Origin of the sequence: Ferrimonas marina (assembly GCF_900129905.1) — a bacterium.
Taxonomy (GTDB): Bacteria; Pseudomonadota; Gammaproteobacteria; order Enterobacterales; family Shewanellaceae; genus Ferrimonas; species Ferrimonas marina.
On record NZ_FQXG01000006.1, the window covers coordinates 153,630 to 172,729 of the forward strand.

Annotated in this window: 13 protein-coding genes; 5 read left to right on the forward strand and 8 right to left on the reverse strand. The window is 61.7% G+C overall.

The window, feature by feature from the left end; all coding sequences use genetic code 11:
- The first annotated feature begins 28 nt into the window (after window positions 1-28).
- Together BUC04_RS15290 and BUC04_RS15295 are read left to right on the forward strand one after the other, a co-directional pair.
- Window positions 29-1,120 carry an efflux RND transporter periplasmic adaptor subunit gene (locus tag BUC04_RS15290; RefSeq protein WP_067659489.1) on the forward strand — a complete coding sequence of 364 codons (1,092 nt, stop codon included), beginning with the start codon at window positions 29-31 and terminating at the stop codon, window positions 1,118-1,120.
- 9 nt (window positions 1,121-1,129) lie between these two features.
- Window positions 1,130-4,198 carry an efflux RND transporter permease subunit gene (locus BUC04_RS15295; RefSeq protein ID WP_067659486.1) on the forward strand — a complete coding sequence of 1,023 codons (3,069 nt, stop codon included), beginning with the start codon at window positions 1,130-1,132 and terminating at the stop codon, window positions 4,196-4,198.
- Window positions 4,199-4,312: 114 nt separating this feature from the next.
- On the opposite strand, the gene BUC04_RS23990 is transcribed toward BUC04_RS15295, so the two are convergent.
- A complete protein-coding gene (locus BUC04_RS23990; protein ID WP_067659483.1) occupies window positions 4,313-4,957 on the reverse strand; it encodes an outer membrane protein in 645 nt (214 codons plus the stop codon).
- 122 nt (window positions 4,958-5,079) lie between these two features.
- Between BUC04_RS23990 and BUC04_RS15305 the strand changes: the two genes are divergently transcribed.
- The 3 genes from BUC04_RS15305 (at window position 5,080) to BUC04_RS15315 (ending at window position 7,962) form a co-directional block, all read left to right on the forward strand.
- Window positions 5,080-5,940 carry a LytTR family DNA-binding domain-containing protein gene (locus tag BUC04_RS15305; protein WP_067659480.1) on the forward strand — a complete coding sequence of 287 codons (861 nt, stop codon included), beginning with the start codon at window positions 5,080-5,082 and terminating at the stop codon, window positions 5,938-5,940.
- Window positions 5,941-6,068: 128 nt separating this feature from the next.
- Window positions 6,069-7,190 carry a pyridoxal-phosphate-dependent aminotransferase family protein gene (locus BUC04_RS15310; RefSeq protein WP_067659477.1) on the forward strand — a complete coding sequence of 374 codons (1,122 nt, stop codon included), beginning with the start codon at window positions 6,069-6,071 and terminating at the stop codon, window positions 7,188-7,190.
- Window positions 7,191-7,353: 163 nt separating this feature from the next.
- Window positions 7,354-7,962, forward strand: coding sequence for a TorD/DmsD family molecular chaperone (locus BUC04_RS15315; RefSeq protein ID WP_067659474.1), 609 nt, complete (start codon window positions 7,354-7,356; stop codon window positions 7,960-7,962).
- Between the two features lie 463 nt (window positions 7,963-8,425).
- Here the strand turns inward: BUC04_RS15315 and BUC04_RS15320 are convergent, their stop codons facing one another.
- The 7 genes from BUC04_RS15320 to BUC04_RS15350 form a co-directional block, all read right to left on the reverse strand.
- Complete coding sequence (locus BUC04_RS15320; RefSeq protein WP_067659471.1) at window positions 8,426-8,977, reverse strand: 4Fe-4S dicluster domain-containing protein; 552 nt, start codon at window positions 8,975-8,977, stop codon at window positions 8,426-8,428.
- 15 nt (window positions 8,978-8,992) lie between these two features.
- Window positions 8,993-11,242, reverse strand: a complete 2,250-nt coding sequence (locus BUC04_RS15325) for a molybdopterin-containing oxidoreductase family protein (RefSeq protein ID WP_082766656.1) — start codon at window positions 11,240-11,242, stop codon at window positions 8,993-8,995.
- Between the two features lie 547 nt (window positions 11,243-11,789).
- A complete protein-coding gene (locus tag BUC04_RS15330; protein ID WP_067659465.1) occupies window positions 11,790-12,338 on the reverse strand; it encodes a 4Fe-4S dicluster domain-containing protein in 549 nt (182 codons plus the stop codon).
- Window positions 12,339-12,352: 14 nt separating this feature from the next.
- Window positions 12,353-14,596 (reverse strand): molybdopterin-containing oxidoreductase family protein, encoded by a 2,244-nt coding sequence (locus BUC04_RS15335; protein ID WP_067659462.1) that lies wholly within the window; start codon window positions 14,594-14,596, stop codon window positions 12,353-12,355.
- A gap of 368 nt (window positions 14,597-14,964) precedes the next feature.
- Window positions 14,965-15,573, reverse strand: coding sequence for a TorD/DmsD family molecular chaperone (locus tag BUC04_RS15340; RefSeq protein WP_067659459.1), 609 nt, complete (start codon window positions 15,571-15,573; stop codon window positions 14,965-14,967).
- A gap of 62 nt (window positions 15,574-15,635) precedes the next feature.
- On the reverse strand, window positions 15,636-16,253 hold the full coding sequence (locus BUC04_RS15345; RefSeq protein WP_067659456.1) for a DMSO/selenate family reductase complex B subunit: 618 nt from the start codon (window positions 16,251-16,253) through the stop codon (window positions 15,636-15,638).
- 18 nt (window positions 16,254-16,271) lie between these two features.
- The gene (locus tag BUC04_RS15350) at window positions 16,272-18,731 is read right to left on the reverse strand and encodes a DMSO/selenate family reductase complex A subunit (protein ID WP_067659453.1); all 2,460 of its coding nucleotides are present in this window, start codon (window positions 18,729-18,731) and stop codon (window positions 16,272-16,274) included.
- Between the last annotated feature and the right edge of the window lie 369 nt (window positions 18,732-19,100).

Consider the following 19,100-nt stretch of genomic DNA (forward strand, 5'->3'; position numbering starts at 1 on the left):
GGTGGCTGTAGTTGAAAGGAATCTGAAGATGTTAAAGCGAAGTCTATTCGTGATTGGGGGGCTGCTGCTGGTGCTGGCGGCCCTGGTGGCGTTGAAGTGGCCGCAGATGCAGGCCGGTCAGGCGATGTTGGCAGCGATGCAGGCGCCGCCGACCCACAGCGTCTCTGCCGTCGAGGTGGTGCAGGTGCGCTGGCGCCCTCAGATCGCCGCAGTGGGCACCCTCAACGCCAGAGCCGGTACCCTGTTGTCCCTCGAGGTGGCCGGAACCGTCACCCAGATCCCCTTCGTCAGTGGCGACAAGATCGAGCGCGGCGCCCTGCTGCTCAAGCTGGATGACAGCATCGAGCAGGCCAACCTGACCAGTGCCGAGGCCCAGCTGGACCTGGCTCAGATCAAGCACGACCGCAACAAGGTGCTGTTCAAGCGCAACAACATCTCCGAGATCGAGCTGGCCGAATCCGCCGCCAGCCTGAAGATGGCCCAGGCCTCGGTGCAGCAGCTGCGTGCCAGCATCGACAAAAAAGCGCTCACCGCTCCCTTCGCCGGCACCCTGGGGATCCGCCAGGTCGACCCGGGTCAGTACCTCAAGGCCGGCGATCCTGTGGTGACCCTGCAGGATCTGACCGCACTGTACGCCGACTTTGCCGTACCGGAGCAGTACCTGCCTGAGCTTTACGTCGGCCAGGAGGTGCAGCTTCGCAGCAGCGCCTACCCGGAAGAGGTGTTCACCGGGGCGGTGATCGCCCTGGAGGCCAAGGTCGACGAAAACACCCGCAATATTGCCCTGCGCGCCGAGCTGCCCAACGACGATGGCCGCCTGCGTCCCGGCATGTACGCCGAGATCCACCTGCTCAAGCGCGACAACATCGAGCCTGTGGTGGTGCCCGCCACCGCCGTGGCCTACAGCCCCTTTGGCGATTCCGTCTACGTGGTGCGCCAGGACGAGGAGGGGGCCCTGCGGGCCTACCGCCAGTACATCACCCTGGGTGAGCAGCGTGGCGATCAGATTGCCGTGCTGGATGGCCTCAGCGTCGGTGACCAGGTAGTGGATGCCGGCACTCAAAAGCTGGACCACCAGGCACTGGTGCGCCTGACCTCCTCGTTGTCCGCACAGCGGTAAGGCGGCGCCATGTTTACCGATATCTTTATTCGCCGCCCGGTGTTGGCGGTGGTGCTGAACCTGCTGCTGCTGGTGTTCGGCGTGCGTGCCCTGATGGAGCTGCAGGTACGTGAGTACCCGGAGATGGAGATCGGCCAGATCAACGTCACCACCGCCTACCCCGGCGCCGACGCCGAGCTGGTGCAGGGCTTTGTCACCACCCCGATTCAGGAGGCAATCGCCTCCACCGAGGGGGTCGACTACATCAAGGCCAGCTCCCGTGCTGGTGCCAGCCAGATCGAGGTCTACCTCAAGCTGGGCCAGGACGCCAACGCCGCGATGGCGGAGATCCTCACCAAGCTCAACAAGGTGCAGGGCCAGCTGCCTACCGACATCACCGATCCCATCATCGCCAAGGCCAGCGCCGGCGGTGACTCCATCATGTACCTGGCCTACGTGGGCGACACCATGAGTGGGGTGCAGCTGAGTGACTACCTGCGCCGCGTGGTACAGCCCAAGCTGACCGAGGTGGATGGGGTGGCCGAGGCACAGCTGATCGGTGACCAGCAGTTCGCGATGCGGATCTGGCTGGATCCGCTGCGGATGCAGGCCAATGGTATCAGCAGTGACGAGATCAGCCGGGCCCTGGCGGCCAACAACTTCCAGTCCGCCGCCGGTGAGCTGCGTGATAGCTTGACCGTCACCTCGGTACGGGCCTCCACCTCACTGAGCGATCCCCAGGCCTTTGGCGATATCACGGTGAAGAGTGATGGCCTCAAGGTGGTGAAGTTGCGGGACGTGGCTCGAATCGAACTGGCGGCCCAGTCAGACAAGGTGCGGGTGGTGTTCAACGGTGAGCAGTCGGTCTACATCGGCATCAACACCACCCCGGAGGCCAACCCACTGGAGGTCTCCAAGGGGGTGCGCGAGGTGCTGCCGGCGATCGAGCGCAACCTGCCGCCGGGGATGAGTCAGATCGTCGCCCACGATTCCACCGAGTACATCGAGGAGTCGATCAACGAGGTGATCCACACCCTGCTGGAGGCGGTGGTGATCGTCATCATCGTGGTGTTCCTGTTCCTCGGTTCGCTGCGCTCAGTATTGATCCCCATTGTCACCGTGCCGCTGTCGCTGATCGGCGTGGGTCTTTTCATGCTGGGGCTGGGCTTCTCGCTCAACCTGCTGACCCTGTTGGCGATGGTGATGGCCATCTCGCTGGTGGTGGATGACGCCATCGTGGTGGTGGAGAACGTCCACCGTCACCTGGAGGAGGGCTTGTCGCCGGTCCGCGCCGCTGTGGTGGGGGCCCGGGAGATCGCCATGCCGGTGATCGCCATGACCATCACCCTGGCAGCGGTGTACGCCCCCATCGGCTTTATGGGCGGGCTGACCGGCACCCTGTTCACCGAGTTCGCCTTCACCCTGGCCGGCGCGGTGCTGATCTCCGGCTTTATCGCCTTGACGCTCTCCCCCGCCATGTGCGCCAAGCTGCTCAACAAGCAGGCGCTGGAGGGGCGCTTTGTGAAGATGCTGGATCGTCATTTCGGTCGGTTGAAGGACATCTATCAGCGCATCCTCAGCGGCGTGCTGTCCCATTACCGCGGACCGATCCTGCTGGCGGCGCCGCTGCTGCTGGTGGCCATCGCCGGGATGTTCAACCTGACCCAGTCGGAGCTGGCGCCCAACGAAGACCAGGGCTTTATCTTCAACATTGGCCTGGGGCCGGACAACGCCAACGTCAACTACAGCTTCGAATACGCCAAGCAGTTCCAGGCGATGGCGGAGAGCCTGCCGGAGTACGAGCAGACCTTCCTGTTGGCGGGTTACCCGGCGGAGAACCAGTTCATGTCCGGCTTGATCCTCAAGCCCTGGAGCGAGCGGGAACGTTCTCAGCAGGAGATCCAGCCGCAGTTCCAGCAGATGATCAACGAGATCCCCGGGATGAAGGTATTTGCGGTCAACCGACCGCCACTGCCGGGGGCGCCCTCAGGCATGCCGGTGAACTTCGTCATCACCTCCTCCGCCAGCCATGCCCAGCTGGATGAGGTGGCGCAGGAGCTCACCGCCCGGGCCCAGGCCTCGGGGCTGTTCTTGATGGTGAACAATACCCTCAAGCTCAACACCCCGCAGGTGCACATCCAGATCGACCGGGCCAAGGCGGGTCAGCTCGGGGTGTCGATGCAGGCGATCGGTGCAGCCCTGGCCACCCAGTTGGGGGATTTCCGCACCAACTACTTCGATATCCAGGGCCGCAGCTACGAGGTGATCACCCAGGCGGATGCCGATTTCCGCCGCACCCGGGACAAGATCAACGATCTCTACGTGCGCAGCGAGCGCGGCGCCATGCTGCCGCTGTCCACCCTGGTGACGGTCAGCGAGGAGGTGATCCCCAACGCCCTGACCCAGTTCCAGCAGCTCAACTCCGCTACTATCGAGGCGATGCCCAACCCTATGGTGGCCACCGTCGCGGACGCCCACGCCTTTATGCGTAAGGCGCTGGCGGAGATTGCCCCTAATGGCTTTGCCTACGACTACGCCGGCCAAAGTCGCCAGTTTGAGCAGGAGGGCGCGGCGCTGTACGTCACATTCGCCCTGGCCTTGGTGGTGATCTTCCTGGTGTTGGCGGCCCAGTTCGAAAGCTGGCGTGATCCTGTGGTGGTGCTGGTAACGGTACCTCTGTCGATCTTCGGCGCGATGATCCCGCTGTTCCTGGGTTTCGCCACCATGAACATCTACACCCAGGTGGGGCTCATCACTCTGGTGGGGCTGATCTCCAAGCACGGCATTCTTATCGTGGAGTTCGCCAACCAGCTGCAGCGGCAGGGCCGAGACCGCACCGAGGCGGTGCTGGAGGCGGCGGCGCTGCGTCTGCGGCCGATCCTGATGACCACCGCTGCGATGGTATTGGGGGTGATGCCGCTGGTACTGGCCACCGGTGCCGGCGCGGTCTCCCGCTTCAACATCGGCATCGTCATCACCGTGGGCTTGTCGGTGGGCACCCTGTTCACCCTGTTCGTGGTGCCGGTGATGTACAGCCTGTTCGCCAAGCGGATCGACAACACCGAAGAAGCCACCCTGCTTGAGGCTACTACCGCTTAGAGGCAATTGGCGCGTAGAGGCAGTCAACGCTTAAAGGCAACTGGCGTAAACAGGCAAGCAGCGCACAAAGTGGCTTGCCCGAACAAAGGGGCCCATTCGGGCCCTTTTGCTTTGCTAGAAGGCGTAGCGCAGGGCGATCTGGAAGGTGGTGGTGTGGTAGTCGATATCCTCGATCCGCCCGGCCTCCTGTTCGCCCTCCAGGGTCAGGCCACTCAAGGCACCGTAGCGGACCTCCCCCTGCAGCGACCAGGTGGGGCTGAAGCGATACTCGATTCCGGCAAAGGCCTGGTAGCCAAACTCACCGTCACCGGAGAAGGAGCGCTCGATACCGTCTTGCTCCAGATCCAGGTCCACCTCCTGGGCCCAGCTTATGCCAGCCCCCAGGTAGGGCACCCACTTTTGCCCCTGGTCAAAGAAATAGAAGCCGTTAAGGAAGAACAGGTTGGAGGCGAAGTTGCCCTCGTCGAACCGCTCACCGCTGGCCAGGGTCGTGGTGCTGTCGTTGCTGCGGTACTCCCAGGCAAGCTCTACCGCCCAGTTGGCGTTGTAGCGGTAGCCCAGGCCCAGGCCTGCGGCAAAGCCGCCGTCCAGATCGACCGATACCGCACCATTGGCTTGGCCCAGGTCGGCTCCCTGGCCGGTTTGATCCGACATCAGGCTGTAGCCGACATAGGGGCGAACAAACCATTGGCCCTCGTCGGCCTGGGCACTGGAAAACAGGCCCGCGAGTAACAGGGGAAGACAAAATCGATAGCGCATAACAGACTCTCCTCTTGGGGGTGGCACGCAAGATTGCGCGTTCCGATGCTGCTGGTTACCGCTTGAGGAGTAGGCTTGGATCGGTGAATACTGGAGCGATGCACCAAAGGGCAGATTATTGTATGAATGGGCAACCCTCAGTGGGGAAAGAGAAAACCATACTGGTGGTGATGGCAGCCTTCCTCGGGCTGCTGTTTGGCCTGATCGCCGGGGACGATGGTGCCCCGCTTTGGCTGTCGCTGCTGCAGTGGCAGCTGCAAACCTTGATCCCCATCCTGCTGATCCTGGCGGTGCAGATCGCCCTGGAGCGACATCGCCGCAAACTGCCCTCTTCCCACTGGCTGCGATTGACCCTCTACGGGCTGCTGGGCGCCATCCTGTTTTCTCCCATCGCGTTGGCGATCGATCTCTGGCTGCAGGAAGGATTGGCGCAGTCCCTCGGTGGTGCCTGGTTGGAAGAGCTGCTGGCTGTTGGTCCGCCGGTAGTGGTGGCCTGGCTGGGGATGAACGCCTTGTTGCGATTGGCTGGCACCAGCGCCTTGGCATCCGTTCCCGAGTCAGACGCCGAGCCAGCCGGACTCGGCAAACCGCCATCAACGCTCCTGGCGTCCGAGCTCGAATCCGCGCCCAAGGCCGCGCTCGAACCTGAGTCTGAGCTGGAGAATGAGCCAGAGCCAGAGTTCATGCAACGCGTCCCCGCGGCACAGCGCGGCTGTCTGCGCTACCTCAAGGCAGAGCTGCACTACCTGCAGGTGGTTACTGACAGGGGCAGCAGCCTGATCCTGTTCAACCTCCGGGATGCGGTGGCCCAGCTGCCCGAGGGGCTGGGGGTTCAGCCGCACCGCTCCTACTGGGTCCGGCGCAGCGACGTCGAGGCGATGCGCCGCCAGGGTCGACAAGGGGAACTATGTCTGCGCGGCGGTGAGCGTATCCCGGTCAGTCGCTCTAAGCTGGCCCAAATGCAGGCGCTTTGGCCGCAATAATCCAGAGCAGTCTGTTCTCGACCGCGACAAGGTAACGGGATTTGCGGTGTGAGGAAGGGTTTCTTGTGGATCGATGTGATACATTTTTCGGTTGAAAATTTCGTCACATCCGGTAAGCAGGAGACCTGATGACTGTTCAACCGTTCAATCCAACCCCCCGTACCCTGATGGGCCCCGGCCCGTCTGACGTTCACCCCCAGGTGCTGCAGGCTCTGGGCAAACCCACCATCGGCCACCTGGATCCGCAGTTTGTGGCGATGATGGACGAGGTCAAGGCGCTGACCCAGTATGCCTTCCAGACCGAGAATCCCTTCACCATCGTGGTCTCTGCTCCTGGCAGTGCCGGCATGGAGACCTGCTTCGTCAACCTGGTGGAGCCGGGCGACAAGGTGATCGTCTGCCGCAACGGCGTGTTCGGTGAGCGGATGCGTCAGAACGTGGTCCGCGTCGGTGGCGAGGCGGTGATGGTCGACGATGCCTGGGGCACCCCGGTATCGGTGGAAAAGGTGGAAGCGGCGCTGAAAGCCAACCCGGACGCCAAGTTCCTGGCCTTTGTTCACGCCGAAACCTCTACCGGCGCGCTGTCCGACGCCAAGGCGCTGTGCGCCCTGGCGCAGCAGCATGAGGTGCTCTCCATCGTTGATGCGGTGACCTCCCTGAGCGGGGTGGAGCTGAAGGTGGACGAGTGGGGCATCGATGCCATCTACTCCGGCAGCCAGAAGTGTCTTTCCTGTGTGCCGGGTCTGGCCCCGGTCTCCTTCTCGGCCAAGGCGGTGGCTAAGCTGGAAGCGCGTCAAACCCCGGTGCCCAGCTGGTTCCTGGATCAGACTTTGGTGATGGGGTACTGGTCTGGCACCGGCAAGCGCAGCTACCACCACACCGCGCCGGTCAACAGCCTGTACGCCATGCACGAAGCCCTGCGCCTGCTCAAAGCCGAGGGGCTGGAGAACGCCTGGGCCCGCCACCGTGCCATGCACGAGCAGCTCAAGAGCGGCCTGGAGCTGCTGGGTCTGGATTTCGTGGTGGATGAGGCCAGCCGCCTGCCCCAGCTCAACGCGGTGTACATCCCGCAAGGGGTGGACGATGCCGCGGTGCGCAGCGCCCTGCTGGAGCGCTTCAACCTGGAGATCGGTGCCGGCCTGGGCGATCTGGCCGGTAAGGCCTGGCGCATCGGCCTGATGGGCCACGCCGCCCGGGAAGAGAACGTCCTGCTGTGCCTGGCGGCGCTGCGCGAGGTTCTCAACGGCTGATTGCCAAGGGAAAAGCCTTTCATCAACACGGCCCGAAGTTGTGCTTCGGGCCGTTTTTTTGTGCCTGACTCGAGTGGGCTTCAGGCTTTTCGAGTTGGCTCTCAGTGCCGCTTATGGGCCTGTGCTCTACTGGCGCTCAGGATTGAAAAACAATGAGTTGACCATGCAGATTGCCCCCATGCGCGCCGAGTTGAGCGCCGCCCTGGAGATCCTCGCCAGCCTGTTTTATCGCCGCCCGGACGCGGATCAGCTGGCTGCCCTGGCCGAACCCCTGAGTCAGTGGCCCGAGCTGGGCAGCCAGGGGCCCGACCAGGCGAGAGCCTTGGCCACCGCGCTGTCCGCCACCGAGTTTGAGGCGATCAGCCGGGATCACTACGACCTGTTTGAGGCCCCCAAGGGCCGCAAGGCCTACCCCTGGGGCTCGGTCTACACCCACAAAGACAACCTGCTGTTTGCTGACAGCTGCCGGGCCTACCAGGCCTTTCTGCGGGAGCAGGGGATGCAGTTCGAGCTGACCGCCAATGAGCCGGTGGACCACATCGGCCTGATGCTGGGCGCCCTGGCCCATCTGGTGGCGCAACAGCAGGACGATGCGGCCCAGACCCTGCTGGGGGAGCACCTGCTGCCCTGGGCCGGTCGCCTGTTCGAATGTGTGCAGGAAGGGGCCAGCACGGCCTACTACCGGGCCCTGACCACCCTCACCGAGTCTTTGCTGCTGACCCTGCGGGACAGCTGGGCGGTGCCGGTGCGGATCATCCCGCTGTACAAGTAAGACCCAGGCTTAATGAGCTAAAGCCACCGGCAACGCCGGTGGTTTTTTTGTTGCGGTTCGACTGGGATAAATAAGGGCTCTGTCCGAGCTAAGTACCGAGCCTCATAAGAACTCTGATTGGCAGCAGTTCATGATGCCCCGCCAGCATTTCGTCGACTTGGAGTCGCCCAAACGAAGTGGCCTAAGGCCAGGTTGAGGGCCAGGATGGCCCGAGTGGCTTGCGGAGACAGGGATGTCGACTCAAGCCAGAGCCGCAGATTTAGGGCACGAAAGTGAGGAATAGCGACGACTGGAGGCAAGCGGGGGTTCCAAGGGGGCGGAACGCCCCTTTGGTTGCTGCCGGCAACCCGGCAAAGCTATTAGCAATAAGTGAGACAACAAATCATGAGGTTAACTGGAACGACAGTTAACGTAGACAGAGTCAAAAAAGCCCGCGTATGCGGGCTTTTTGCTGAGCGGGTTATCAAGCGCGGCGCTTGATGATCACCGTGTTGGGCTGGGTGCCCTTGTCGTAGTAGCCGTGGCCGTGCAGCTGGGCACCGGGCAGGCGCACCGCCTCCTCCAGTGGCATCACGTCCAGTACCTGTACCGGGCAGCCGCGCACGCAGTGGGGCTTCTCACCCTCGGCGATACGACTGGCGCACATGTCGCACTTGGTGGCCAGGCGACGGCCATCCTTGACCTCCATCTTGATGGCGCCGTAGGGGCAGGCGCTCTCACAGCGGCCACAGCCAACGCAATTCTGCAGGTGCTGGCGCACGATGCCATCCTCGCGACGGCTGTATACGCCGTAGCCACAGGCCTGCAGACAGGAGGGGGTTTCGCAGTGGTGACAGGACTGGCTCAGGAAGGCCTGAACCTGACGGCCCTCGGCGTTGAGGTGCTCGACTGCTTCCACCTGGCGGTACATGCGGTCTTCAGCCAGGCCGCGGTTGGCCTGACAGGCCACGGTGCAGGCCTCGCAGCCCACGCAGTTTTCCTGACGGAAGACAAAAGCTAATTGTTCTTTACTCATTATTCTTTCCTCGGCTTAGGCGTGGTGGATGTCCACGCGGGTGGCGTGGAAGGAGGAACCACGAGCCATATCGGTCAGGTCACAGTTGGTGATCATGTTGATGGCGGTGTTGGTGCCGTTGGGGTTGGTCTTCTTCCAGGCACACTTCCAGACAAACAGGGTGCCGGCGGCGGTCATCGGCTCCACCTTGGCGGTGTAGATGATGCTGGCCTCCTCGTCGTTGTGACGGCTGGCGGTCAGCACTACGCTGTCGCCGGTCTGGATCCCCTTGGCGGCCGCATCATCCGGGTGGATGTAGAGGGTGTGGGCCGGCAGGTTGCGGGTGTACTTGATGTTGCCCCACTGGGAGTTGCTCATCTTGGCGTGGGCCGGGGAGAGCAGGCGGAACTCGCGGGCTTTCTCCGCCTCGGTCATGCCGAAGTTGGCGTGATCGTCGCTCTCCGGGGTGCCGACATCGATCACCGGGTGGAACTGCTCCGGGTCGAAGAAGCGACCGCTGGCGTCCTTGAACTCGAGCTTGCCGCTGGGGGTCGGCCAGTCGAAGTTCTTACGCCAGGGATAGTCGATCCCCTTGGGCGTGTAGAAGCCCTGCTGCTTGAACTCGTCGTAGCTGACGCTGCCATTCCAGCAGCCTTCCACCAGGTCTTCCTGGCTGATGCTGAACTCCGGCTCGCTGAAGCCCATCGCCTTGGCCAGGCCCTGGAAGATCTGCAGGTCGGTGCGGGTCTGGTACAGCGGTTCGATCTGCTTGTGGCTGTGCTGGGTGTAGTAGGCGTGGTAGCTGTCGACCATGTCCTCCTGCTCGATGAAGCTGGTGGTGGGCAGGATGTAGTCCATGTACTCCATGGTGTCGGTCATGAACAGATCCAGACCCACCAGGAACAGGTCTTCCCGCTGCAGACCCTTCTCGATCAGCTGGGTGTTGGGGGCGATCGCCATTGGGTTGGAGGAGTAGACGATCATTGCCTTGATGGGATCCACCGGCGCGCCGTTGGAGACCGGGCCGGTCAGGTCCAGATCCTTGTGGTAGTAGTCTTCTGGCACCAGCGCCTTGCCGATGTCGTTGATGCTGACGGTGTCGCGAACGGCGCCTTCTGGCACCAGGTGGTTAGCGTTGGCGAAGCCCCAGTCCATGGCGGCACCGCCTTGCACATTGAGGTAGACCACACCGGCACCGGGGCGACCGAAGTTGCCGGTCAGGCCGGCCAGCAGCGGGATGGAACGAACGATACGACCGCCGTTACGGGTCCGCTGCAGGCCATAGCCAATGCGGATCATGGCGCTGGGCGCCGCGGCGTAGGTGCGGGCAAAGGCCTGGTAATCGCGGGTGGCGACGCCGGTCTTGGCGGCGATCTCCTGGTGGCTGAAGTCCTGTACCCGGGCCTCCAGGGCGTCGAAGTCCTGGGTGTACTTGCTGATGAAGTCGGTGTCGTGCAGGTTCTCTTCGATCAGCACCTTGCAGATCCCCAGGGACAGCATGGCGTCGGTACCCGGGGTGGGCTGCAGCCAGATATCTGCCTGGGAGGCCATCGGGGTGCGGGCGGAGTTGATCACCAGGATCTTAGCGCCATTGTCGCGGGCCTGGTTGATGAACTTCAGGTGGTGGATGTTGGTGGACTGCTCGTTGGTGCCCCAGGAGACGTAGCACTGGGTGTTGACGTAGTCCTCCGGGCTGGGGCCGTTAAACTCGCCCAGCACCGAACTCATGCCATCGTAGCCCGCACTGGCGCAGATGTTGCGCTCCAGGTTGCGGCTGCCGATGCGGTTGAAGAAACGGTTGGCACTGCACTTGGCAACGATGGTGTTGTTGCCGGAGTAGGAGTATGGCAGGACCGAGTTGCCACCGTGCTCGCCGATGATGGCGTTGAGGCGAGCAGCGATGGCACTGTTGGCCTCGTCCCAGCTGACCGGCTCGAAGCGGGCACCGGGACCACGGGGGCCAACCCGCTTGAGCGGCTGCTGCAGGCGATCCGGGCTGTACACGGATTGCAGGTAGGCGTGGCCTTTGACACAGGGGGTGCCGGCGGTAACCGGGTGGCGATCATCGCCGGTAAAAGCGGTGGCGACACCGTCTTCGGTGGTCACCAGCAGGCTACAACGGTCGCCGCAGTTGCGGGGACAGGTGACGTGGCGGGTGTAGTCAAACTCCGGCTGGCTGCCGCCGTTGTCATCGTCCTTATCCGAGCTGCTGCTGCAGCCGATCAATCCGCTGGAAAAGGCAAATACCGATGCACCCTTGAGGAAACACCGTCTGTTAATAGCCATACTGAACTCCGAAATTTCGAATTAAATTATTCAGAGTGACTATATCGCTATGCGGGAAAACCTAGATCACAAACGAAGATGTTTACCTAGGTCCTTTCCATTTTGGCTGGTGAGGGTGGTTCATTAAGCTAATGATCGGCTATGACAACGATTCCCATTTGCCTTAGGCGGTTTTCTGGGCGCTAGGTCAATGCAGAGGGCTGTTGTGCTGAAACTGTTTTCGAAAGCTATTTCGCTGAGTCATCCTCAATATGAGGCTTGGGCAGGGTTTTGTCATATATGCGTCAAATGATCGTCAGATAACGAATTATCTCCATTGAATTACTTTTCCCCTATTTTTGCCCAGAACGATCCGAGATCGAATTATTCCAGTCTAAGGGGTTTTTGCCTCACGGGTAGGTTGATGGCATTGGGGGATATGGCAGCAAAGGCCGATGTCAGCCGGCGAGAAAATGGGGCACAGGGTTGCCGCCATGCCCTCATCGGTGGATGGGTCTGAGAATGGCCACCAGAAGCCCGGGTGGGCGGGCTCCTGGTCGGTCGGCGCTCAGCTGCGGTGCTTGATGATCACCGTGTTGGGCTGGGTGCCCTTGTCATAGTAGCCATGGCCATGAAGCTGGGCACCGGGTAAGCGCACCGCCTCCTCCAGCGGCATCACGTCCAGTACCTGCACCGGACAGCCGCTGACGCAGTGGGGCTTTTCCCCCTCGGCGATGCGACCGGCACACATGTCGCATTTGGTGGCCAACTGGCGGCCATCCTTCTGCTCCATCTTGATGGCACCGTAAGGGCAAGCACTGACGCAATGGCCACAGCCTACGCAGTTTTGCAGGTGCTGGCGGACGATACCGTCCTCCCGCCGGCTGTAGACACCATAGCCGCAGGCCTGCAGACAGGCCGGTATCTCACAATGGTGGCAGGACTGGCTCAAAAAAGCCTGAACCTGGCGGCCGTTGGCATTGAGGTACTCAATCGCCTCCACCTGGCGGTAGAGCCGATCCTCGGCCAGACCACGGTTGGCCTGGCAGGCGACGGTACAGGCATCGCAGCCGACGCAGTTCTCTTGGCGAAACACAAAAGCTAGTCGTTGAGTCATTGTCTTTTCCTCGATCAGGCCAAGCTGATATCAACCCGGGTAGCGTGGAAAGAAGAGCCGTGGTTCATATCGGTCAGATCGCAGTTGGTGATCATGTTGATGGCGGTACCACTGCCGTTGGGGTTGGTCTTCTTCCAGGCGCATTTCCACACGAACAGGGTGCCGGCGGGCGTCATCGGCTCCACCTTGGCGCTGTAACGGATGCTGGCTTCCTCGTTGTTGTGGCGGGTGGCGGTCAGCACCACGCTGTCGCCGGTCTGGATCCCCTTGGCGGCCGCATCCTGCGGGTGGATGTAGAGGGTGTGGGCCGGCAAATTGCGGGTGTACTTGATGTTGGCCCACTGGGAGTTGTTCATCTTGGCGTGCGCCGGCGAGAGCAGGCGGAACTCGCGCAGTTTCTCACCCTCGGTCAGGCCGTAGTTTTGCCGCGTGTCACTCTCCGGCGTGCCCACATCGATCACCGGGTGGAACTGCTCGGGATCGAAGTAGCTGCCACTGGTGTCCTTGAACTCGATCTTGCCACTGGGGGTAGGCCAGGTGAGGCTGGCACGCCAGGGATATTCGATGTTTGGCGGCGTGTAGAAGCCCTGCTGCTTGAACTCGTCGTAGCTGATGTCGCCGGCCCAGGCGTTGCGGTTGACCTGCTCAATGGTCTCGCTGAACTCCGGATCGCTAAAGCCCATCTTCTTGGCCAGGGCGGAGAAGATCTCCAGGTTGGGCCGGGATTGGTACAGTGGCTCAATCTGCTTATGGGTGTGCTGGGTGTAGTAGGCGTGGTAGCTGCTACAGGTGTCCTCCTGCTCGATGAAGCTGGTGGCCGGCAGGACGTAATCCATGTACTCCATGGTGTCGGTCATAAACAGCTCGAGGCCCACGGTGAACAGGTCATCCCGCATCAGCCCCTGCTCCAACAATGTGGTGTTGGGGGCCACGGCCATGGGGTTGGAGTTCCAGCAGACAAAAGCCTTGATCAGCTCGCTGGATTCGCCATAGGCCATCGGGCCGACGGTGCCATCGGGCTGTTGGTAGTCGGCGGCAACCAGCCCGCGGGCAAACTCGTTGATGCTGATGGTGTCGCGCTTGGCCCCTTCCGGCGTCAGGTGGCCGCCGTTGGCCGCGCCGCCGTTGCGGGCGTTGCCCTGGCCGTTGAGGTAGATCACCCCGGCGCCGGGTCGGCCAAAGTTGCCGGTCAGTGCCGCCAGCATGGGGATGGCACGGACGATGCGGCCGCCATTGCGGGTCCGTTGCAGACCGTAGCCGATGCGGATCATCGCCGCGTCGACGCCGGCATAGGCGTGGGCGAAGGCGCGATACTCGCTGGTGCTGACGCCGGTGTGTTCGGCGATTTGGCCGTGGCTGAACTGGTCGACCCGTTCCTGCAGGGCATCGAAATCCTGGGTGTACTTGCTGATGAAGTCGGTGTCGTGAAGGTTGTCCTCGATCAGCACCTTGCAGATCCCCAACGCCAGCATGGCGTCGGTGCCCGGGGTGGGTTGCAGCCAGATGTCGGCCTGGGAGGCCATCGGGGTGCGCGCCGAGTTCACCACCAGCACCTTGGCGCCCTTATCCCGCGCCTGGTTAATGAACTTGATGTGGTGGATGTTGGTGGCCTGCTCATTGGTGCCCCAGGAGACGTAGCACTGGGTATTAACGTAATCCTCAGGGCTTGGGCCGATGTACTCCCCCAGGATGGAGGTCATGCCGTGGTAGCCGGCACTGGCGCAGATATTCTCTTCCAGTCGTCGGCTGGCAATCCGGTTGAAGAAGCGGTAACCACTGGCAGCCGCCGAGAGGCCGCCGTTACCGGAATATTTGTAGTAAGAGATGGCATTGCCGCCGTGCTCTTCGATGATCTTGTTCAGATTGCTGGCGATGGCGTTCAGCGCCTCGTCCCAGCTCACCGGTTCAAAGCGGGCGCCTGGGCCACGGGGCCCGACCCGTTTCAGCGGTTGTTGCAGGCGATCCGGGCTGTAGATGTACTGCAGATAGGCATGGCCTTTGACGCAGGGGGCGCTGCCGGTCACCGGGTGGCGTTCATCACCGGTGATGGCGGTGGCCACCCCGTCTTCGGTGGTCACCAGCAGGCTGCAGCGGTCACCGCAGTTGCGCGGACAGGTGACGTGCCGGGTGTAGTCGAACTCCGGCTGGTTGCCGCCGTTGTCATCGTCGTTGTCTGAGTTGCTGCTGCAACCAATTAAGCCACTGGAAAAGGCAAATGCGGATGCCCCTTTCAGAAAACATCGTCTATCAATAGCCATACTGAACTCCGATAAATCGCATCATATAAATCGGAACTACTATATCCTTGGCTTGCAGCAAAAATATCAATAACGAAGATGTTTATCCCAGTTGTTTTCTAATTGGTATGGCCTGGGGCTATTCCCATTCGAACCAAATATGCAATGGTTCTCGTTCTGTTATTGGAATGGTTGTTTATTTCTTTATATGGAACTCTGGGTTTTATTTTATAACTTAGATGGGCTGCAAGAATATTGGCATTCGATGACAAATAGTTTTAGCCATTAAAGTCAGTGAAATAACTTGGTATTAAAAATGAAAAAAACCAGGCGGGGTGCGCCTGGTTTGCTGTGTTTACTGAGAGGGTTTACTCACTTAGCTTGTTGGCCTAGCGGTAAAGGATTAGCTCCCGGGGCTGGACCGCCAGTCGCTGTTGCCAGTCGGCCAGCAGGATTGCTAGCAGTTGGGCAAAGCCTCGGTAGTAGCCGCTGGGGTTGGCCTGTTCCACTGCCTCGATAAAGCGGTGACTCCAGGGCAGCAGGTGCTGTCCCAGCAGGACCTTCACCCCCTCTTCGTCCTGCTGTTCAAACAGGTGGTTGAGGATCGCCAGGATCAGGCCGATGTGGTCGACCGGTTCACGCTGAGTCAGTTCAAAGGCGATCCCCTTGTCCCGGCAGAACTGCTCCAGCTCCCGGGTGGTTTCGCCGAACATCAGGTTTTCCTTATCGGTGTAGACCGATCCCCAGGGGTAGGCCTCCATCGGACCCGGGCCGATAAACAGGCGGTAGTGCTCCCGCTCCAGCGCGGTTTGGTCCTGCTCCGCCAGGGCGGTGCGGATCAGTGCGATGGCCGGGGCCACCGGCTGCTCGAACTCGGGCCAGTGGTCCAGCAGCTCGGTTTGGCTCAGCTCATCCAGCAGGGCCTGGCTGGGCTTTTGGTAAAACACGTTGTGCAGCACGCCACAGGCGGCCGCTGCCAGGGAAAAGGCGTCGTTCATAACAGGGCTCCAGTGCACTCTCTAGATAAAGATAGGGCCAGCTTGCGCTGGCCCCATGGCGTTTACACTTCGAACCAGTTGAGGACCTCGCCGCCCGCCTGGGCGTTGCGGTTCTTCTTGATCACCAGGTTAGGCTGGGTCTCACCGGAGGAAGGCAGCGGATTGATGTCCGCGTTGGTGCCGTACTTGCTGCGCAGCTCGTCGATGGGACCGAAGTCCATCGCCCGCAGCGGGCAGGATTCCACGCAGATCGGCTTACGGCCCATCTCGATGCGCTCGTAGCAGCCGTCACACTTGGTCATCACACCGCGGGTGCGGTCCAGCTGCGGGGCGTCGTAGGGACACTTCTTAGCACAGCGGCCACAACCGATGCAGACACCGCCATCGATGACCACCAGGCCATCCTCGCGACGCTTGTAGATGGCGCCGGTGGGGCAGTCATCCATGCACACCGGGTTGGTGCAGTGGTTGCAGCTGATGGAGACGTAGTAGCTGTAGACGTCCTGCTCGACGGTGCCGTCGGCGTTCTCGCTCCAGCTGCCGCCGCCGTATTCGTACACCCGACGCCATTTTACGTCCTTGGCCAGGTCCTTGCGGTCTTTACAGGCCACGTGACAGGTCTTGCAGCCGGTGCATTTGGTGGTATCGACAAAGAAGCCGTACTGAGTTTTGTCAGTCATTGTGGGTTGCTCCGGTGATTAGGACACTTTGACGCGGATGGTGTGCTGGGGGTTACCCTTGGACACCGGCGTCGGGTGGTACTTGGTCAGGGTGTTGATACAGCCGCCCTGGTCAACGCCGTTGGCGCTGGTGCCGCGGTACCAGGCGCCCTGGGCCATGGCAACAACACCAGTCATCACCCGCGGGGTGATCTTGGCGCGCACCTGGATAGCGCCCTGCGGGCTGGTCAGGGTGATCATCTCGCCCTTGGTCACACCGTATTTCTGGGCGTCCGCCGGGTTGAACCAGGCCGCATCTTCTACCGCCTCACGCAGCCACTCCACGTTGTGGTAGCTGGAGTGGGTACGACCCTTGGTGTGGTAGCCCACCACCTGCAGCGGGTACTCGTCGCGGGTTTCCTCGTCCTCGTAACCCTGCCAGGCCTCGGTGTAGTGCGGCAGCGGGGTGATCTGGTCGTAGTCCTTGTCGGACAGCGGGATCCACTCGTCGCGCTTCTTGGCCCAATCCAGCGAGAAGATCTCGATCTTGCCGGACGGGGTGTTCAGCGGCTGGCCGTCCTTCACAAAGCTCTGCAGCGCCACGTGGGTACCCGGGCTGTGGCGACGGTAGAAGCCCACCTTCTGTGCTTCGGCGTAGGTGCTGGGCAGATCCAGTTCCGGGTTGCTCTCGCGGGTACCCTGGTACAGGTGCTCCAGCCACTCCTGCTCGGTGCGGCCTTCGCTGTAGGCGCCCTCTTGACCGAAGCGCTGGGCCAGGCCCAGGCCGATCTGGTACAGGTTGCGGCAGTCGTACATCGGCTCGATGCCGGTGCTGAGGAAGGTCAGGTAGCCGGTCTCGCCGGAGGCGTAGCTGTCGTTGGCCAGATCGTTGGATTCCAGCCAGGTGGTGTCCGGCAGCACGTAGTCGGCAAAGCGGGCACTGGCGGTCATCCAGCAGTCGGTGACGACCACCAGCTCACACTGGGACTCGTCTTCCAGGATCTGACGGGTGTGGTTGATGTCGGAGTGCTGGTTGATCAGGGCGTTACCGGTGGAGGAGAACACCGCCTTGATGTTGGTACCCAGCTTCTCGCCCTCTTCCAGACCTTTCACGCCGTCGGCGTTGGCGGTCATCTCTTCACCGCGCTCGATCGCTTCGGCCCAGGAGTGGAAACAGATGCTGGCCTTCTGCGGGTTGCTGCCGGCGCTCATGCCGGAGCGGCCCAGGCCGAAGTTGCTCGGCAGCTCGCCGTTGTTAACGCCGTGCTCGCCCAACTTACCGGTCAGGATCGGCAGCATGTACAGGGCACGCATGGTCTGCTCACCACAGGCGTGGCGGTTACAGCCGGCACCGATGGTGATGTAGGGGGTCTTGGCACCCATCAGCTTGTCGGCCAGATCCTGGATCTGGGTGACCGGCACACCACACTTGGCCGCGGCCCACTCAGGAGTGCGCGCGCCCTGCTCGGCGTACTTGCCCACGCCCATGATGTAGTCGTGGTAGTTCTCGGACGGGTCGATCAGGTTGGCGTAGTCCGGGTTGTCCAGCTTGGCCTGCTCCAGCGAGGCGCTGTCGTAGCCGATGGCGTGCTTGTCCAGGAAGGCCTTGGAGTTGGCCTCGACCCAGCCGGAGCTGATCATCAGGTAGGCGATCGCTTCGGCCAGGGCACCGTCGGTACCGGGGCGGATCGGCAGCCACTGGTCTTCTTTGCCCAGGGTGGTGTCGGTGTAGCGCGGATCGATGATGATCACGTCCAGGTTGCCGTTGGCACGACGCTTCTCAACGGCGTTGAGGAAGTCGATCTGCTCACCGGAGCCGGACATGCGGATCTCAAACGGGTTGAAACCGAAGCCGATCACCAGGTCGGAGTGCTCGATCTCGGACAGACGGGTACCGGAGGTACCACCGGTGCCGAAGGTGGCCGGGCCGGCAACGTTGAGCTGGGCCCAGGAGTAGTTGCCGTAGGGGCTCAGGTGGCCGCCGGACAGGTTCAGGGCGCGCTGGATACAGGCGCTGCTGGCGAAGCCGTAGTAGGCACCGGAGCCGTAGTGGTGGTAGATGGAGCGCGGGCCGTGCTCGGATTGAAGCTGCATCACCTTGGCGGCGATCTCGTCCAGGGCCTGTTCCCAGCTGATCTCTTGATACTGGCCAGAACCGCGCTTGGAGCCCGGTACCCGCTTCAGCGGAGTCTTCAGACGGTCAGCGGCGTAGGTACGCTGCTTGATGGAGCGGCCACGCAGACAGGCGCGAACCTGGTGATCACCGTACTGGTCGGTACCAGAGTGATCGGTCTCCACGCGGATGATGTGGCCATCTTGGCTGATCACCTTGAGCGGGCAGTTGGAGCCACAGTTCACCAGACAGGCACTGAAGTTAACCTGTTCACCCTCCGGCAGGGTCGGGGTGTTGTCATCGTTTTTGTCGTCACTGCTGCAGGCGGCCAGGCAGGATACCGCCCCGGCAGTGGCACTCAGTTTTAGAAACTCGCGACGTTGCATCTTGTCACCTTTGTATCAAAGCCAAAATTCGGCATCGGGCGCCTTGGGCGCGGGGGAATTCCCTGTCGGGCTGCAGCGTCCATCCTTTGGGGCTGACCGTGGATCGCTCGGTTAGAACGAAGACTGGAAGTGGGGGAATGAGAGTGATTGCCATTTGCCTTAACTTGTCGCTAAGGTCATGATATGAATCACAAAAAAAGCCTCACCTCTTAGGTGAACGGGATTATCGAACGAGGTTCCGATAGCAAATGCAATCCAGATTGCATTCGGGATTGAAACTGTTTCGTTCTGTGATCACGCACCCTATTTGTGGGTATAGGCAGGCAAATCTTTTTCCACTGTGGCGCCGCCGCTTGATCGCCGCCACAG